14 protein-coding genes are annotated in these 17615 nt (G+C 52.9%); 4 read left to right on the top strand and 10 right to left on the bottom strand.

Features of this window, described 5'->3' with window-relative positions; translation table 11 throughout:
• Nucleotides 1-14: 14 nt before the first annotated feature.
• The 5 genes from F1E05_RS06720 to F1E05_RS06740 form a co-directional block, all read right to left on the bottom strand.
• Nucleotides 15-515 carry a hypothetical protein gene (locus F1E05_RS06720; RefSeq protein ID WP_150047560.1) on the bottom strand — a complete coding sequence of 167 codons (501 nt, stop codon included), beginning with the start codon at nucleotides 513-515 and terminating at the stop codon, nucleotides 15-17.
• Between the two features lie 22 nt (nucleotides 516-537).
• On the bottom strand, nucleotides 538-1896 hold the full coding sequence (locus F1E05_RS06725) for a P-loop NTPase family protein (protein WP_150047561.1): 1359 nt from the start codon (nucleotides 1894-1896) through the stop codon (nucleotides 538-540).
• 90 nt (nucleotides 1897-1986) lie between these two features.
• Nucleotides 1987-3408, bottom strand: coding sequence for a nitrogen regulation protein NR(I) (ntrC, locus tag F1E05_RS06730; RefSeq protein WP_150047562.1), 1422 nt, complete (start codon nucleotides 3406-3408; stop codon nucleotides 1987-1989).
• A 49-nt stretch (nucleotides 3409-3457) separates the two neighbouring features.
• Nucleotides 3458-4522: a nitrogen regulation protein NR(II) gene (glnL, locus tag F1E05_RS06735; protein WP_150047563.1), complete on the bottom strand. Its 1065-nt coding sequence runs from the start codon at nucleotides 4520-4522 to the stop codon at nucleotides 3458-3460.
• Nucleotides 4523-4798: 276 nt separating this feature from the next.
• Complete coding sequence (locus F1E05_RS06740; protein WP_150047564.1) at nucleotides 4799-5587, bottom strand: ATP-binding protein; 789 nt, start codon at nucleotides 5585-5587, stop codon at nucleotides 4799-4801.
• A gap of 417 nt (nucleotides 5588-6004) precedes the next feature.
• Between F1E05_RS06740 and F1E05_RS06745 the strand changes: the two genes are divergently transcribed.
• Nucleotides 6005-6268 carry a DUF6316 family protein gene (locus F1E05_RS06745; protein ID WP_150047565.1) on the top strand — a complete coding sequence of 88 codons (264 nt, stop codon included), beginning with the start codon at nucleotides 6005-6007 and terminating at the stop codon, nucleotides 6266-6268.
• Between the two features lie 13 nt (nucleotides 6269-6281).
• Here the strand turns inward: F1E05_RS06745 and F1E05_RS06750 are convergent, their stop codons facing one another.
• From F1E05_RS06750 to F1E05_RS06760, 3 genes are all read right to left on the bottom strand, one after another.
• Nucleotides 6282-8018 (bottom strand): bifunctional protein-serine/threonine kinase/phosphatase, encoded by a 1737-nt coding sequence (locus tag F1E05_RS06750; RefSeq protein WP_150047566.1) that lies wholly within the window; start codon nucleotides 8016-8018, stop codon nucleotides 6282-6284.
• Between the two features lie 76 nt (nucleotides 8019-8094).
• Complete coding sequence (locus F1E05_RS06755; RefSeq protein ID WP_150047567.1) at nucleotides 8095-9573, bottom strand: NarK family nitrate/nitrite MFS transporter; 1479 nt, start codon at nucleotides 9571-9573, stop codon at nucleotides 8095-8097.
• A 446-nt stretch (nucleotides 9574-10019) separates the two neighbouring features.
• Complete coding sequence (locus F1E05_RS06760; protein WP_150047568.1) at nucleotides 10020-10457, bottom strand: FxsA family protein; 438 nt, start codon at nucleotides 10455-10457, stop codon at nucleotides 10020-10022.
• Nucleotides 10458-10695: 238 nt separating this feature from the next.
• Here F1E05_RS06760 and cutA point away from each other — a divergent pair, with 238 nt between their 5' ends.
• Genes cutA through F1E05_RS06775 form a run of 3 tightly spaced genes read left to right on the top strand, consistent with a single transcriptional unit; the run spans nucleotide 10696 to nucleotide 13744 of the window.
• The gene (gene cutA, locus F1E05_RS06765) at nucleotides 10696-11013 is read left to right on the top strand and encodes a divalent-cation tolerance protein CutA (RefSeq protein WP_150047569.1); all 318 of its coding nucleotides are present in this window, start codon (nucleotides 10696-10698) and stop codon (nucleotides 11011-11013) included.
• The gene (gene dsbD, locus F1E05_RS06770; protein WP_150047570.1) at nucleotides 10983-13223 is read left to right on the top strand and encodes a protein-disulfide reductase DsbD; all 2241 of its coding nucleotides are present in this window, start codon (nucleotides 10983-10985) and stop codon (nucleotides 13221-13223) included. The genes cutA and dsbD overlap by 31 nt, the downstream gene beginning before the upstream one ends.
• Complete coding sequence (locus tag F1E05_RS06775; RefSeq protein WP_150047571.1) at nucleotides 13220-13744, top strand: TlpA family protein disulfide reductase; 525 nt, start codon at nucleotides 13220-13222, stop codon at nucleotides 13742-13744. Before dsbD ends, F1E05_RS06775 begins: the two co-directional genes overlap by 4 nt.
• 36 nt (nucleotides 13745-13780) lie before the next feature.
• Here the strand turns inward: F1E05_RS06775 and F1E05_RS20725 are convergent, their stop codons facing one another.
• Nucleotides 13781-13903 (bottom strand): hypothetical protein, encoded by a 123-nt coding sequence (locus F1E05_RS20725; protein ID WP_269473499.1) that lies wholly within the window; start codon nucleotides 13901-13903, stop codon nucleotides 13781-13783.
• A 166-nt stretch (nucleotides 13904-14069) separates the two neighbouring features.
• Nucleotides 14070-17525 (bottom strand): hypothetical protein, encoded by a 3456-nt coding sequence (locus F1E05_RS06780; protein WP_150047572.1) that lies wholly within the window; start codon nucleotides 17523-17525, stop codon nucleotides 14070-14072.
• Nucleotides 17526-17615 lie beyond the last annotated feature (90 nt).

Raw genomic sequence — 17615 nt, forward strand, 5'->3', positions numbered from 1 at the left:
ATAACCGGGATTTCTCAGCCGGTAACCAGACTGTTGATCGCAAAGCCGCCGCCGAAACTGAACAAGACATAAAACAACGACATGACCAGGCCGGCGACTAAATTAATCGCCAAGGCTTTTTTGAAAATAGCGGCGATCATCGCTCCCGCCCATAACAGAAAGAACGCCAATACGCCGTAGCTGTACCAATCTTCCGCTACCGTCACCCAAAACATGATAGGCACCAGAAAGAGCGATACCAGATTTTCGCTGAACAAGATGGCTGAACTGACTTGGACGTAGCCGGATAAGGTGTCGTTGAGCCATAGGGTTAAGCCTATGAAACCCAGGCTCAATAGTGTCTCGAAAAATACTTCGGTGACCGATTCGAATTCATCCGTCATATTAAAATGGATGAAAAAGAACACCAGAAAGTTGAAGATCAGGTTGCGTTTGAAAAAGGGTATGGATTTTGGTAGCTCATAGGGCGAGCTATCAAACCAGCACAGTGCCAAATATTGTTTGACAATGTCCATACGCAGTTGCCCCGGCGTTCAGTTAAAAGTCTTCGCTGAGTTGAGCGTCGTATGAGGTTGGGAATTCTTGGAATTGATTGCGGCTGAATTGGTCGTTCAGGGCCTGAACCAAATCTTTGGTTTGCTCCAGTAACAGTGCCAATTTCTTGCGATTTTTTTTGGTTTTGCCGACCGGTTGGGTCATGGGGAGCAAGGTGCGCCAAAAGCCCAGGCTTTTTTCGAACAAGGCGGATAAATCCTCGCTGATATTCAGTTGTTTCTGGCGCTTTTGTAATTGATTGATAATGAATTTGGCGTGTACCCGGCTGACTATCATGTGCATCGGCGTCAGTATCGCCGCCAAACCTAGTACGATTATGGGGCCGATAATAGGGTCGAAGAAAAAATCTAAAATGCCGACAGCGATTTCCGCGAACAAGATCAGCATGATGATGAAGGCTAAAATGATCAGGGTGGTTGCGTTGCTGCGCTCTTTCCAAGTGGCTAGAGCGGCTTCGACTTCCGGAAATACCACGTCATCGACAGCGCGTATGCTGGTCTCCAGATTGTCCAACACTCGATAAGAGCGGTCGTTGTTCAGCTGATTAACCCGCGATTCGATTGCGCTCGTGTCGGCATTTTGCGCCAGTACTACGAATTGCCCGGTAAATATGCCGAATTCGGCGAGGCGTCGCTGCCATGAGTTTATTATGTCGTTGATTTTATTGGTGTCTAAAGAAAGTTCCGAATGATCGACGACGAACAAAAACTTGTTGGTATCTTGGTATTTAACGATGGCTTCTATGGTTTCCTTGTTGAAATTAGGATCGGCTTCGAACAAATCGCTGAAAACCAGTACCAGATCGGAGATTGCTATGACGTGTTGGCGTAGCAAGCGATTGGCGGCGTTTTCGGCCGCAGGGTTGAGCACCGGGGTGTCTATGATCAGTTTGTTTTTGAGTTTGCCGCTATTGACCGTGACGAGTTCCAAATAACTGTTGACCTTGCCGCTTTCGCCGGCCGAGGCTTGTTCTATGGTTTGACCGATTTGGTAAAACGGCAGCCTGTGGTCGGCGTCCAGCGCGGTGCCGGGCAGTATGGCGCTGTTGGTTTGAGGGGTGTATTGCAGTACCGTGAATTTGTGTCTGGACGTGTGTAATTGGCTGCCCAGAAAACGATTCAGAAATTCCGATTTGGCCGGGGAATAGCCGCCTAAGGTGCTGATCGTCGGCCACCACGAGCTTTTTCTGGCAGTGGTTTCATCGTTGTCCAGCAAGCCCATCTCGAATTCGAGATTGTCCAAATCGTGAAAGACTTTTGCCGCTTTTTGCAAGACCGGGTCGGTTGCGGCGAACTGTTTTTCCAAGCTGCTGAGATATTTACTGACCGATTTTTCTGCCATAAGCCCTGCACCCGCCGATTGAAAGTCTGTTTAAATGCGGCGGAGTATACACCGATGTTTACGGCAGATGAAAATTCTCGGGTGAAGCCACTATTCGTGAATATCCAATTCCTTGAGCTTACGGGTAAGCGTGTTTCTGCCGTATCCCAACAACAGTGCGGCTTCGTGTTTTCTGCCGTGGGTATGAATCAAGGCGGTTTGGATCAGCAAGGTTTCCACGCTGGCAATCGCTTGTTTGGCGATATCGTGTTTTCCGGTAACCAGCTGTTGTTTGATCCAATTTTGCAGCAAGCTTTCCCAGTCTTGTTTGACTAAAGCGTGGGCGGAGGTTTCGGTGGGGCTATGGCTTAATTCCGGCGGCAAGTCCTCGATGTGAATTTCCCGTCCCGAAGCCATAACCGTCAGCCAGCGGCAGGTGTTTTCCAACTGCCGCACGTTGCCCGGCCATTTGAGCCCGCTTAAGAACGTCTCGGTCTCCGCCTTCAAAGTTTTGACTTCGGTACCTAGCTCTTTGGCGCTTTGATATAAAAAGTGGCGCATCAGTAAGCCGATGTCTTGCCGGCGTTCCCTAAGCGGTGGAATATGAATGCGTATGACGTTCAAACGGTGGAATAAGTCTTCTCGAAACCGGCCTTCGGCTACCAGGTTTTCCAGGTTCTGGTGGGTCGCGGCGATAATGCGCACGTTGACCTTGACCGGCGCGTGTGCTCCGATCGGGTAAAACTCGTTGTCGGCCAGTACCCGCAGGAGGCGGGTTTGCAGTTCGGCCGGCATGTCGCCGATTTCGTCCAAAAACAGCGTGCCGTTATTGGCCTGCTCGAAGCGGCCTATGCGGCGCGATTGCGCGCCGGTAAACGCGCCTTTCTCGTGGCCGAACAGCTCCGATTCCATCAAATCCTTGGGAATCGCCGCCATATTCAGCGCAATAAACGGTTGATCCGAGCGCGGACTGTGGCGGTGCAACGCCTTGGCCACCAGCTCTTTGCCGGTGCCCGATTCGCCGTTGATCAGCACGGTGATGTGCGAACGCGCCAAGCGGCCTATTGCCCGAAACACCTCTTGCATGGCCGGGGCTTCGCCGATGATTTCCGGGGTGGAGTCTTTCAACTGCACCGGTGGCATTTGCGCGCTTTCTTGCTGTCTGGCGTGCAAGCAGGCGCGTTGTACGGTTTCGACGACGACGTTCACGTCGAAGGGCTTGGGCAGATACTCGAACGCCCCGCCGTGAAACGCCGACACCGCGCTTTCCAAGTCGGAATGCGCAGTCATGATGATGACCGGCAGCGCCGGGTAGTCCTTATGAATTTTTTTCAATAACTCGAAACCGTCCATGCCGGGCATGCGTATATCGGTTATCAACACTTGCGGGCGGCTTTTATTGATTTCTTTGAGCAGCTCGGCGGCGTTGGCAAAGCATCGAGTATCGAGGCGGGCTTTCTGCAGGGCTTTTTCCAGTACCCAGCGTATGGATTTGTCGTCGTCGACAATCCAGACTTTATCCGGCAATGACATGAAATTCTCCGTAAGTTGAAAGGGTTGTCATCGTTACGCAATCCTTGGATTAATTAAGCGCGGTGTTGCCTTGGTGATCTACGATGGGCAAATACACCGAAAAAACGGTGTTGCCCGGCTCGCTGTCGCATTCGATCATGCCGCGGTGTTGATTGATCAGCGATTGTGCGATGGATAAACCTAAACCGGTACCTTCCGGGCGGCCGGTGATCATCGGGTAAAAGATTTGCCCCATCAACCCGGGCGGAATTCCGGGGCCGTTGTCGATCACGTCTACTTTGATCACCAATTTATACAGCTTGCGGCCTATGGTCATATGACGTTGGATTCTAGTTTTCAAAACGATTCGGCCCATGGTTTGGATCGCTTGAATGGCGTTGCGGACTATGTTCAAAAAGGCTTGAATCAGCTGGTTTTTGTCGGCGAATAGTTCGGGGATGCTGGGGTCGTAATCGGTTTTCAAGCTTGTACTGCTGCCGGCTTCTACCGCAGCCAGTTGCCGTACCCGTTCCAGCACCTCGTGGATGTTCATCAGGCTTTTATGCGCGGGTTTGTTGGGGCCGAGCATTTTATCCATCAATTCCTGCAAGCGGTCCGATTCGGCAATAATGATCTGGGTGTATTCCTTCAGTTCCGGGTCGCGTAGTTCCTGATCCAACAGCTGAGCCGCGCCGCGTAAGCCGCCTAAAGGGTTTTTGATTTCGTGGGCCAAACCGCGGACTAACATGCGGCTGGTATTTTGTTGTGCCAGCAATTGCTCTTCTTTGGTGATGCGCAAGTGCCGGTCGACTTGTTGCAACTCGATCAGAATTTCCTGCAATTCGCCGCCTGCCATTATCGGGGTGGCACTGAGGCTGACGGTCGATGATTGATTCATCGATTCCAGTATCAATTCTCTGTCAACCAAAGGCTCGTGTTGGTGCATTCGTGACAATAAATCGCTAAATAAACCGGGATGTGCGGATTTGAATAAACGCTGCGCGGGATTGCCGAGCAAATGCTTGGCACTATCGGCAAACAGCATCTCTCCGGCCGGATTGATGTAGGTTAGCGCCAGATCGGTATCGAACAGCAAAATTGCTTCGTTCAAATGATCGAGTATTTTTTTATGCACAGTGAATAAGGTTTAAGGAGAACTACACCCGTTAAGCAAGTAACGAGCCATATGTAAATTGTCCGTCCGGGAAGCAGTTAAGTGCTTTGGGTGGCCGATTGCGGTTTATTATGGTGCAAAATATTTTGGGTTTGTATTATTTTGGTGCGATTTAGCGGAGGTGTCTGGCCGAATTGGCGTTTTCGGGCGGATTCGTGGTACTGGAGGTTGGTTGTTGGGAAAACTTTGGATAGCGGATGAGTGCCGTTTAGGAGGATGCAATTGGAGGCGGCCGGTTTAATCCGGTTTCAGGCTGGTCGAATGGCCTGAGGATTGACAGTAGGCGTTGTAAAATTGCTTGGCGGTGCGGCCGTTTTTCGCAGCGTTCAAATGGGCGAAATCCAATGCGGCTTGGTAAAGCGCGTTACGATCTCCGCTGAAATCGCTGAACAAGCTATCCACTATGGCTAAATAAGCATCGGTATGTGCGGGATAAAACGCTAACCTGAGGCCGAAGCGATCCGATAATGAAATCTTTTCTTCAATCGTATCCGAATAATGCACCTCGCCGTCGACGAGTTGGGTTTCCAAATTATCGCGCATATGCTCGGGCAGCAAATGGCGGCGGTTGGACGTGGCGTAGAACAAGACATTTTCCGGCGGTAGTTCGATAGAACCCTCTAAGACGCTTTTCAATGGCTTGTACAGGGTATCGCCGTGTTCGAAAGACAAGTCGTCGCTATAAATCACGAAGCGTTGGGTCAGGTCGCGAATGTCGTCGACGATGTCCGGCAAAAATACCAAATCGTGTTTATCGACTTCAATGATGCGTAAGCCGCGGTCTTTATAAGCGTTCAGTAGGGCTTTGATTAAAGACGACTTTCCGGTGCCGCGAGCGCCCCACAACAGTGCGTTGTTAGCGGGCTTGCCGGCTAAAAATCTTTCGGTGTTGGCAACTAACTGTTGCTTTTGAGAGTCTATTCCCAGCAAGTCTTTCAGTTGGATCGAATCCAGATGTTTGACCGGCCTAAGGTATTTTCGTTGTTGGCGCCAGATTGCGGCGAACGTGGTATTCCAATCAATCATATAAGTGCCATGGGTTTGTGTTGTATGCAAGCAGTCTTCGAGGAGCGCTATATCCGGTTTCTTTTTTATTCTAACGGTCGTGAAGGCGTCTTGTTACCCCGAATGAACGGTCTGGAAGCAGCTGAAAACCGTTCGTGCCGAGCTCCCCGGTTAAGCATGAGCGGTTCGCTTGCTCCCTAGCGCGTTCCATTCCCCGTTTAGCTTTATCGGGCTTAGAACGAGCAGCGTTTGGATGCTGGTCGATTATTGCATCAAAGCAGCGTACTCGTCACAAATCCGAGTAGGATGCGTCCGAAATCGGCATAGAAGCTGTAAGCCTCGGCCGCTACTGTTATGATGCAAAACGCCATTTTAGGTTTTCCTGTCGCTCGCGCATTATCAAGCGTCAGCATATTGAGTTTTGCGGAAAATGTGTTTATGTTCGAAGTCGACAGAGTATATTCATCGATAGACCCTCGCACGGGCAAATGCGGGTGGTATTTCCAAGCGCGGGAAGGCGATTCCGGGCCATACGAGACCCGGGCCGAGGCTCAGGCGATGTTGAAAGAGTATATTCAGGAATGCATTGAAATGGGGATGACCGGCGGCCGCAAGCCGGGAGATAAGACCGGTAAGCCGTTCGATGCATCCGGGCAGCAGCCGAAATTCAGATATACGGGGCGTAAACGCTGGTACGGTTAGCTTGGTTCGTCGGCTAACAGGCCATTTTTTTACTCAGCATGATCAATAGTCCCAGGCTGCATAAAAAAAACAGCAGTGCGGTTCCCCGCCAAAAGGCTATAGGGTTGCGCTCTAGTAGCGGTAATTTTTGTTCCCCTTTCAAGAATTGCGGATTTGGGGTCGATAGATCGTGCAAAAATTCCGAAAGTTCGTCGTAGCGTATTTCCGGGGTCAAGCAAGTGGCTTTTTTGAGTGCGCCGTCTATCCATACAGGCACCATATTGTTGAACTGAAAGCTGGGTTTGTATTTCAAACGGGCTAAATTCGCCCGATTGGGTTTTTCCGGCAGGGAGCCGAACGGTAACTCACCGTTCAACATTTGATAACAGATGACGCCCAAGGAATATAAATCGGATTTTACCGAGCCGCGTTGGCCGAGGTGGTATTCAGGGGCAGTGTAATTCAAGGTGCCCAGTATATTCTCCTGAACCGCGTGATCCAGCGGTGTTATTTCGGCAATGCCGGCGATTTTGACCGAGCCGAAATCAATAATTTTTACCCTGCCGTCTTTGGCAATCATGATGTTTTCGGGCTTCAAGTCTTGGTGCAGCATCTCCATGCGATGAAAAGCCCGTAAACCCTTGGCGACTTGTTCGATGATTTTGCGGACCGGTTTGATGTCCGGCAGCGGATTTTGCGTCATCCACTCGGCTAAGGTTTGTCCGTCGATATATTCCGTTACGTAATAAAGGCAACTTTTGCTGCGATCGGTTTCCAATATTTTCAAGACGTTTTCGTGTTCCAGGCGTTTGCCGGCCCATTCTTCGTGCAAGAAGTGTTCGATGTAATGGGTATCGTCGCTGTATAGCACTGACGGCGTTTTTAAAATGACGTCGCGCTGCTGAAGCGTGTCGTACGCTTTGTAAATTTGTGTGCGCTTGCTGGCGTGCAGTTCGGCGTCTATCCGGTAGCCGTCCAGGATCATGCCGGTTTCCAGCGGCGGCGGGAACGGCAGATAAGCATGTTGCCTTAGGACTTCGTCTTCTTTCAATCTCGGCAAGGATTCTACCCGCAGCAGTTGACAGGTGGCGTTATCATCACTGCCGTTTTCTATTGCCGTTTTAATCAAGGCGGTGGCAATGTCGTCCAGATCGTCCGTTTGGCTGAGCAGGTTTTTCAGCGCTTTGGCGTCCAGGAAGTCGTGGACGCCGTCGGTAGTCAATACAAACAAGTCGCCCGGCTCCAGCGCGATATTTTTATAGTCCACTTCCAAATGCGGCTCTATGCCCATGGCGCGGCTCAAATAGTTTTTGTCGTCGGAAAGCCAAAGCCTGTGGTCGCGCGTGAGTTGTTCCAGTACGTTTTGTCTGAGCAAATAAATGCGCGAATCGCCGATGTGAAAAAGATGGGCGGTATTGGATTTCAGTACCAACACGCTTAAGGTGCTGACCATGCCTTTGGCCGACGCGTAGCGGCTCTGGCCTTGGCTATGCAGCCACGAGTTGGTAGCCGACAGAATCTTTTGGCCGGCTTTGGCGACGGACCAAGTGTCCGGGGTGCTGTAATAATCTTCCAAAAAAGCCGTTATGCAACAATGGCTAGCTTCTTTGCCGGCGTCGCTGCCGCTCATCCCGTCGGCCACGGCTGCGGTTATGCCCTTCAAGGTTAATTGTGGTTCTTTAGGGATTAAGACGCCCCAGCAATCTTCGTTGTTTGCTTTGACGCCTTTGTCGCTGCAGGCGCTAGTGCTGACGGTTAACGATTTGACCATGATGGTATGGGATAGGCTGTCGAACGGGTTAAGTTTACCCTTAACCCGTTACCGGAAGGGACTTGTCGGTTGCCTATTATTCCACTTCTATCATCGCGACGCTGCCGTCTTCCATGACTTCCGCCATATGGCCTTTGGGTTCTTCGATAAACTGAATTGCGATGGCGACTACCAGCGCGGTTGCGGCTATCGTTAGAAAAAATGCACTCGGCGATACGAACGACAACACCGTTAAAAAGATTACCCCGCCGACATTGCCGTAGGCGCCTACCATGCCGGCAATTTGGCCGGTCATGCGGCGTTTGATTAACGGTACCATCGCAAACACCGCGCCTTCTCCGCCTTGTACGAAGAACGAGCAGGCCATGGTAACTACGGTAGCAATCAACACCGGCCACTGCGGGGTAATTTGCGACATGGCGAAATAGCCCAACGCCAAACCGCCGATGAAAATGCTTAACGAAAGTTTGCGTCCGAACTTGTCGCTGATCCAGCCGCCTCCGGGGCGGGCTATCAAGTTCATAAAGGCGAAACCGGAGGCCAACAGGCCGGCTTCGACCATCGTGATGCCTTGCGATTCGTTGAAGGTTTGGAAGAAAAACATCGGCAACATGGATACCACGGCTAATTCCGAGCCGAAAGTCACTAAATAAGCCAAATCCAAAATAGCGACTTGTTTGAATTTGTATTTGTGAATTTCTTCGATAGGGTGGGTTAAATGTTCTTCGTTAACGTGGACGATCTTGTATACGTTAAAAAAGAATAAGACCCAAATCAGCACGTAGGCGATGAGGGCCGCCGGGTCGGACAATAATTTCATGCCGGCCGGCGACAGCTTCCAGGTTAGCAAGGTTAATGCGGCATACAGCGGAATGGTCATCAGTATGTAAAAGAACAAATCCCAAATGCTGGTGACTTCCATGGCACCTGACTTTTTCGGTTTGAAGTAAGTCGAGCCTTTCGGGGTGTCGCTGACGCTGAAGAAATATATAACCGAATACAGCAAGGCGATGAGGCCGGTCGCGCCGATGGAATAGCGCCAGCCGTTTTCGCCGCCGAGCAGTAATGCCAAGGTCGGTAGCGTCATGGCTGCGGCGGCGGAACCGAAATTTCCCCAGCCGCCGTAAATGCCTTCGGCAATACCCACTTGTTTGGCCGGAAACCATTCTCCCACCATGCGAATGCCGATCACGAAACCGGCACCGACAAAGCCCATCAGAAATCGAGCCAGTGCCAACTGTTCGAAGTTTTCGGCCATCGCAAATAAAAAACAGGGCAAACTGCCGACTGCCAGTAGCGTGGAATACGTGCGCTTAGGACCGAATTTGTCAACCAGAATGCCGATCAGTATGCGAGCCGGAATGGTTAACGCCACGTTCAAAATCAGTATGGTCTTAACTTCGGCCTCGCTAAGTTTCAGGCTTTCGCCGATGACCAGCATTAACGGCGCATGGTTGAACCAGACCACGAAGGAAATAAAGAAAGCTAACCAGGTCATGTGCAAAATTTTCATTTTGCCGGTAAAGCTGAGTAGATTGAGTTTGCTCGCAGACATATCGGTTTTTGGAGTTAGGACACGAGTCAATTGAAAAGCAGTTTATATGCCATGGCTTCTAACAGCGTTCATTCGACAGGATTGACGCCAACTTGGTGAGTTTTGCCGGGACAAAAATATGGCAAGCGCTTGTGTTAATTTGGTGCGATTTTGTGAAATACAGATTAAATTGGTGCAAGTGTCTTAAAAGGTCCCGGCATGCCTAGATTCCGAAGGGTGAGTTATTAGGCTGTTTTGGGGCGTCTGCGCAATTTGGTTTGGCGGATAGGTGCGCTAACATAGTGCATATGACAGGGCAAGGCTGGCATAGGGTAAGCTTTTAGTGAACGGAGGTGGAGGCCAATTGTGAGCGGCACTGTGTTTCCTTTCGCGGCAGGCGGGTGATTTGGAAGCGCGGGATCCTCGGCCCTGCCATCGACATTTACAACAGTCTGGGGCATCGGGGCCTAGTCCTGTTTTTTGCTGAATTCGCCTTCGATAACGTCCGGGTTTTTCGAAGGGCTGCCTGCGTAAAACTGCGTCGATACTTTATTAAGCAGATGATGGTCTATGAGGTATTGTGCAATTCGGCGACGTAAGGTCGGTATCAGGCAGGCAAAGCCAAGGGCGTCGGTAAAAAAACCGGGCGTCAAAAGCAATGCGCCGCCAACCAACAGTATCGGGCCCTCGATCATTTCGTACGCCGGAATCGTGCCTTGAGCTAAGTTGCGTTGAAAGCGTTGCCAAGTTTCCAGGCCTTGACGGCGCAGCAGCCAAGCGCCTAATACGGCGGTGAATACGACCAAAGCTATCGTCGGCAATGCACCTATTAAACCGCCTACTTGCAGCAGTAAATAGATCTCGATGAAAGGAATGATTAAAAAACCTAAAAATATTATCCGCATAATGGCGTGCCGGCTGGTGGTTATGGAGCGACTGGGTCGATAGCGGGCCTAAACATTGGCTTTCGTCTCAATGCGCTTAGCGTTGTGGTCGCCGCAGTCTTTATTTTGTGGAATTAGAAATTCGAATGGTTAGGCTGATGTTCCGGATAGAACAAGCGCGAGCGAATATGAAACGGCATTGCCCGCGCTCCCTATTCAAACAGTCCAATTTTGCGACGTTTTACAGGATAATAGTGCGATGTATCAAATGATTTATTGTACCTGCCCGAACATGGAAACGGCCGAGCGCATTGCCGGGCATTTGGTTGCCGGGAAATTGGCGGCCTGCGTGAACATTCTGCCGGGCGTGCGCTCAATTTACCAATGGCAAGGTGCAATCGAGAGTGCTGAGGAACATTTGTTGTTGATTAAAAGTCCATCAGCCCGATATGCGGCCGTCGAAGCGGCGATTAAAGGGCTGCATCCTTACCAAATCCCTGAAATTGTAGCCGTGGCGATACAGCGCGGTTCGGAAGATTACTTGAAATGGATAGACTCGTGTGCGTCCGGCGCCTGATCCGGTTCAGTTGGTTATTTCTGTATTGGAGTCAGGCGTTTGCATTGAATCCGGACGATGTGTTACCTCCGGAGCAGGTGTTTCAATTAAGCGCAAACGCCTTGTCGGACCGGCAAGTGCAACTGAACTGGCGCATTGCCGACGGCTATCACGTTTACCGGGACAAGGTCAAAATCGAATCCAAAACGCCGCAAGTACCGGTCGGTAGCTTTGAAATGCCGGCGGGTGCGACCGAACACGACCCTATGTTCGGCATGGTCAGCGTGTACCGTAACAATCTGTCCATCCCGTTGCCGCTGCAAAACGCGTCGGCACAGACCAAAGTCCAGCTCTCGGTTAAGTATCAAGGTTGTGCTGATCAAGGCGTCTGTTATCCGCCGCAGACCCGGCTGTTAGACGTCAATCTGCCGGTAGTCACCGCGAACGCGGGGGCGTCGGGAGGCGGCTTCTTCTCGGGTTTGAAAAAACTGACGCCGAGTTTGTTCGGCAGCGAATTATTGCCGCCCGAGCAAGCGTTTCAATTTTTCGCCACGGTCAAAGACGCTCATCACATTCGGGTGAGCTGGCTGATTGCCGACGGCTACTACTTGTACAAAGACAAATTGGGATTGAGTTTCGAGCCCGATTCCGGCGCTGTGTTAGGCGAATGGCCGTTACCGGTCGGCGAAGCGCACTTGGACGAAGAATTCGGCCAAGTCGAAGTTTACCGGCAGGAGCTGAGTCTTGACATACCGCTTGGCCGTAACCGTTTGCAGGCGGAAACCGTCACGCTAACCGCTAAGTTTCAGGGTTGCGCCGATCGCGGCGTGTGTTACCCGCCGATGAACAGTCGTGTCGAGTTGGCGCTACCGGCCGCACCAAGCGCGGTTGCCGCCGATTTCCCGGCGCCGGCGGCTCAGCCGATTTCGGAACAAGACAAAATTGTAGCCGCGTTAAAGCAGGATAGTTTCTTACTGACCTTGTTGAGCTTTTTCGGATTCGGCGTTTTGTTGGCCCATACCCCGTGCGTGTTTCCGATGATACCGATTTTGTCCGGCATCCTGGTTGGTCACGGCCACCGCGTCAGTACCCGCAAAGCGTTTTTACTGTCCGCCAGCTTCGTCCTTGCTTCGGCCTTGATGTACACCGCGTTTGGTATTTTGGCGGCTTTATTCGGCAGCAATTTGCAAGCAGTATTTCAGGAACCTTGGGTTATCGCCACGTTTTCCGGCATGTTCGTCCTGTTGTCGTTGTCCATGTTCGGTTTTTTCGACTTGCAGCTTCCGGCGGCTTTGCAAACCAAGTTGTCGCAGTCCGGCGATAAGCATCGCGACGGTTCCTATTGGGGAGCCGGCATCATGGGCGCTTTGTCGTCGTTGATTGTCGGGCCGTGCGTCGCCGCGCCTCTGGCGGCGGCCTTGATTTACATCGGTCAAACCGGTGACGTGGTATTAGGCGCTTTTGCACTGTTTGCGATGGGTTTGGGCATGGGCCTGCCGTTATTGCTGATAGGCGCTTCGGCCGGCAAATTGCTGCCTAAGGCTGGCCTATGGATGAATGCGACCAAAGCGGTATTCGGCGTAATCATGTTGGCAGTAGCGGTGTGGATGTTATCCAGGATCATACCGCCCGCCGTCACCATGTTTTTGACGGCGATGCTGCTGATCATTCCGTCGATTTATTTGAACGCTTTAGAGCCCTTGCCGCATCCTGTGACCGGCTGGAAGCGACTATGGAAAGGCGTCGGCTTGATGATGCTGGTATTCGGGGTAGCGCAACTGATAGGTTTGAGTGCCGGCAACACCAATCCGCTTAAACCCTTGTCCGGCTTGGCACTGGCTAGCGGTGCCGACGCGGCGGCCGCAGAAAAGGGACTGGCGTTTCAGCGGGTGCACAGTTTAGCCGAGCTGGAGCAAAAATTGACGGAAGCCAAAGCCGCCGGCCAGCCGGTGATGTTGGATTTCTATGCCGATTGGTGCGTATCGTGCAAAGAGATGGAAGCCTACACCTTTACCGATACCGCCGTACAACAGCAGTTGGCCAGCTTTGTGTTGTTGCAAGCCGACGTCACCGAAAACAACACGGACGATAAAGCCTTGCTGCAGCGCTTCAAGCTGTTCGGTCCGCCCGGCATTATGTTCTTCGACGCCGAAGGCCGGGAGCAAGCTGAACTGCGGGTCATCGGCTATCAGGACGCGGCCACCTTTTTACAATCCTTGAAACAGTTATGAAAACCAAATTGATTATTGTCGTCGTGGCTGCGCTGGCCTTGGCGTTAGGCTTTTACCTGCAACAACACACCGGCTCGACCCGGCCCGCGCAAACGCCGGCCAAGCTGGATTTCAGCTTCCCGGATGTGGACGGCATTCAACATTCCGCGGCGCAGTGGCAAGGCAAGGTATTGGTGTTGAATTTTTGGGCCAGTTGGTGCGGTCCGTGTTTGAAAGAAATTCCGGAGTTCGTCAAATGGCAGGACGAATACGGCTCTCGAAACCTGCAATTCGTGGGATTGGCCATAGAGGAGCGCGATGCCGTGGCCGAATACCTGCAGCGAGCCAAGGTCAATTACCCGATGCTGGTTACCGGCGACGCCGGCACGCTATTGGCCCGGCAATGGGGCAACATCATCAACGCCGTACCGTTTACCGTGGTGGTGAATGCGCAAGGGCAAATCGTGCACCGGCAGCCGGGGGAGTTGACCAAAGACAAGTTTCAGGAAATCGTCGAGCCGTTATTGACGGCGACAAATTGATCGGCGTTTGCGACAGTACAGTGCATCCCAACCCGGCTAGCCGGCGGGGTGATGCGAATCCAGTCGGTAAGCTATCCATGCGAATAGGGTCGCCCCGAGCGGCCATGCGATAAACCCGGCCGCCAAGGCGTAGATGCGTATAGAGAGTGGCCGCTTCATGGCGGGCGTGCTTGGGTCTGTTCGCTGTAAAGCGCTTGCGTAAAAGTTGCGTTGTCCGTGGGGCGGACTATAGGGCCGAATTTATTCAGCCTCTTGCCGCCGCCGGTCGCGTCAATGGATTCGCCCCCTACGCTTCTTCACTCGACAGCATTGCCCGTGTCCCGGATTAATAGGGTTCCAGTGGATCCGCGCCTATGGTGCCGACCAAGGCTTGCAAATAATCGGCCGATTGCAGGTAAGCCAGTTTGGTTTCGGTGTGTTGGCGGCGTTGCTGTAAATTCAGGCCGGCAATGCGCGGATTTTGGCTGCCGGATTTGAGGGTTTGCTCCAGGTAGGCCAAATGCCGTTGCCACAGCGCTACATCGCGTTGCTGTTTGGTTTCGAGGCGTTTGCGGTACCAAGCCGATTCCAACAAATACTCGCGGGTGAACATTGCTCGAAGTTCCGGGGAATGTGCGTCCATACCTTGGTATTGGCCATGGGCCATGATGTGCAGCAGGGCGTACAACGGCGGGCAGGCGTCTGCAATGCTGCCGTCCTCTAGGTATAGCTGGGCGACGCGCTGCTGGGTTTCTACGATATTGTTGACTCCGTCGACGAATACGTCCAGGTTTTGCCGCTCCGGCTGCAGGATTTCGTCGGTGAATACGGCATAGGGATTGTCGAAAATCTTGCCCATCAGGCCGTGCACGAATTGGCTGGTAATCCGGTAGCCCAAGCGGCTGGCCAATACCGGCTTGCCGTTGTGTTCGAAATCGGCCACCGCTTCCAAATAGCCGTGCTTCAGCAAATAATCCGGCTGGCGTTCTTGCGGCGACAAGCGCGCCCAGATTTCCGGGATCAATAAACTAATGTCGTGGTCGACCCGTATGTCCGGGCCGATGTAGCCGGCGGAGCTGGAAAAACCTGGGTAGCCGGTCAGTATGAACGAGACCAGCGCGTTGTTGAGGTCGGCGGTAGGGCGCAAGGCGTTGAACGGACCCTTGGTCAGCGCGCCTTCGCTGCCGGCCCCGGTGGTCGACGGCGATTTGCCGGTTAGTGAGCAGACGAAGTCCATGAACAATTCCGGCAGCTCTTGGTAATGAATGGGGTTGTAGACCGCCAGCGGGCGGATAGCACCGTCAGGCGGATTGTTGCGGCGGCCGGTCAATACCGCGTCGACCGGGTGGCATAACGGCTGATTCAACGGAATCTTGCGGTGTAAGCGGGCGCCGATTTCCGCAACGTATTTGCGCATCGGTTTGATCAAATCCAGCCGGGTTTCCAGATAGCGCGGATTTTTGGACGGCTTACCGTTAACCAAACGCGGGTAGGCGGACGACACCACGAACGGCACTTTTTCGGTGTAGGCTTGCTCCAGCAATTGCCGCATCGGCGGGGTGAACTGGGAAAAACGGGTGACGTCTTCCACTACTTCGGCCAGTTTTTCCGGATCCAGCGGTTCGAAATTGGCCATGAAATTGCCGGGAGCAGCCATGTTGGTTTCGGTTTGTTTGTCGTAACCGGGGATGATGGCGTCGTCCGGGCGTTGAAACAACCGGTATTCGCAGTTTTTGACCAGTTTGACGCTGGTTTGATAGTGACCGTTTTTAGCCAGCCACGGTTTGACCGCGGCGGTAGCGACGACCCCCGATGCACTGATGTCGTCTTCCATTTGCACTTTTTCGCAAGCGATGTAGTCCTGGCGAACCTTAAAGGTGCGCCAGCCGCCTTCCTGGTCGAAGCCGACCCGTAAATACGTGGCGACGATCTTGCGTTGTTCCAGTTTCAATTCATGTCCCGGCGCGCCGTTGATCACGTCGACCGACAAGTGGTCTCGCCAACGTTCGCCCCATTCGCTACGGTAAAAACGTTTGATCAAAAACACCAAGGCCAGAATGCCGGGCGGGATAGTAGCCAGCCAGGCGTTGAATTCCGGGGTGTGGTAAGGCGAAGGAGTCAGTAGCTTGATCACCGAACCCAAGCTGCGTTCCTCGCTCAATATCGGCCGGGTAGTGGCGCGGTCTTCGTGTTCGTGGCCGGGTAAAAAGCGGCCGGTGTAGTCTTTGTCGAAGATGGCCTGGACTTTGTCCAAATCGTGCTGCAAATCGTCGACGAACAGTGGGCCGTAGATCACGGCGTCTTCTATCGATTTGGAAATTTCCGACTTGCCGCCGCCGGATACCGTGCAGGGTTTGTGACAGAAGGTGCCCTCCGCAACCGTGCCGACCAGCCGCCAGGACGGCGCGCCGGGGTGTTTGCACATCTCTATCTTGTAACCGTTGGGTTGTACGTAAATTTTGCTCGGTTGCAAACGAATGCTGTGGCTTTGGCCGTTTTTGACCCAGCTAATTTTTTGGCTGGTCAGATTCATCCGCAAATCTTGCGGCACGTAGACTATGTCGGGAAACCGGTTGTCGATCGCATAGCCTTCGGGCTGTACGGTCATGATTTGCCCGTAGCGGTAGGCCATTTCGTCGAAATCGTAGCCGGGTTCGCGGGTCAGGCTGCCGACGCCGAATTCGTCGCCGTGGTTAAAGCGGCGGAAGGCCAGGGCGCCGCCGGCGTGCTCTTCTTCGGCGCTGCCGAATAAATTGGCGGCGTAGCTGATTTGAGTTTTGACTTCTTTCTTGCAGTAGCCGTAATAATTGTCGGCCAACAAGGTCACGATCACGCCGGACTTGTCGCGGGCGGTCAGCTTGAAGGCCTGGCCGTTGTTATACAACTCGTCTTCCTGCTGCCAGCACATGCCGTCGGCGCGTTGCCGTTCGCTGGCGTCGTCCCAATGCGGCAAGCCCAGCTGTTTTTTGGTCAGTTTGGCCAAATGCGGGGCCAGAATCACGCAGCCGCTATGCCCGCTCCAATGCTCGATGTCCAAAGCCGCGTCGCATTCCGGCAGGGCCGGATTGCCGCCGTTGCCGAAGATGCTTTCCACGAAATCCAGGTTGCTGACCAAATTGCCGGGTGCGAAAAAGCGGACTTCCATGGATTTTTCCGCTTCCAGGCCGGGAAGTTCCGGGCAAATCACCGGACGCAACAGCAGTGAGGCGAACATGCGGGCCGGTTGGGGCTGATTGGCCGTAAAGGGGACGATGAGCATGTCGGCCGGTGGATTCAGCGCCTGCTCCAGCATTCTGGCAAAGGTCAGCTTGGGTACTTGTTTTTTGTCGCCCGGTACCGGCAAACCCCCTTCGGCGATGTGGAAGGAACCTTCCGTTGTGCGCCGGTCGCTGGCCGGATTGTGCAACACTCCTTGTTTGACGCGGTAGCTGGAAACGATGTCCGACACGAAGTGATCGGCTCCCAAGGGGAGCGACAATTCGCGGGCTACGCCGTGCCTGTCCAGCTCGAAAGTCATGGTCGGCAGGGTAGGCAGCTGTTCCAAGCCGAGATCAGACAAATAGCGGTCCAGAAAATCTTGAATGCGGCGATCGGCCGGGTAGAGGGTGGAATTGGCCAACAGGCGGTTTTTTTCCAGGTAGCTGTCCAACAAGTCTTGCGCGGTCTCCATGAACGCAGCGGATTCGGCATCGATACAGGTGGGTTGGCCGCAGGATGCCAATTTCAAATTGATGTATAGATGTAATTGCTGCTTGCTGATTGCGTGCTCGGGACCAAGTCCCAGCGCCCGTAACATGTCCATAGAAAGATCCCCCGGTCGGTGTTTTTAGTTATTGTTGCCTCATGATATAGCAAACCGATATCTCTGGCATTATTCCGAGCAGTCTCCGGT

This window comes from Methylomonas rhizoryzae (genome assembly GCF_008632455.1).
GTDB lineage: Bacteria > Pseudomonadota > Gammaproteobacteria > Methylococcales > Methylomonadaceae > Methylomonas > Methylomonas rhizoryzae.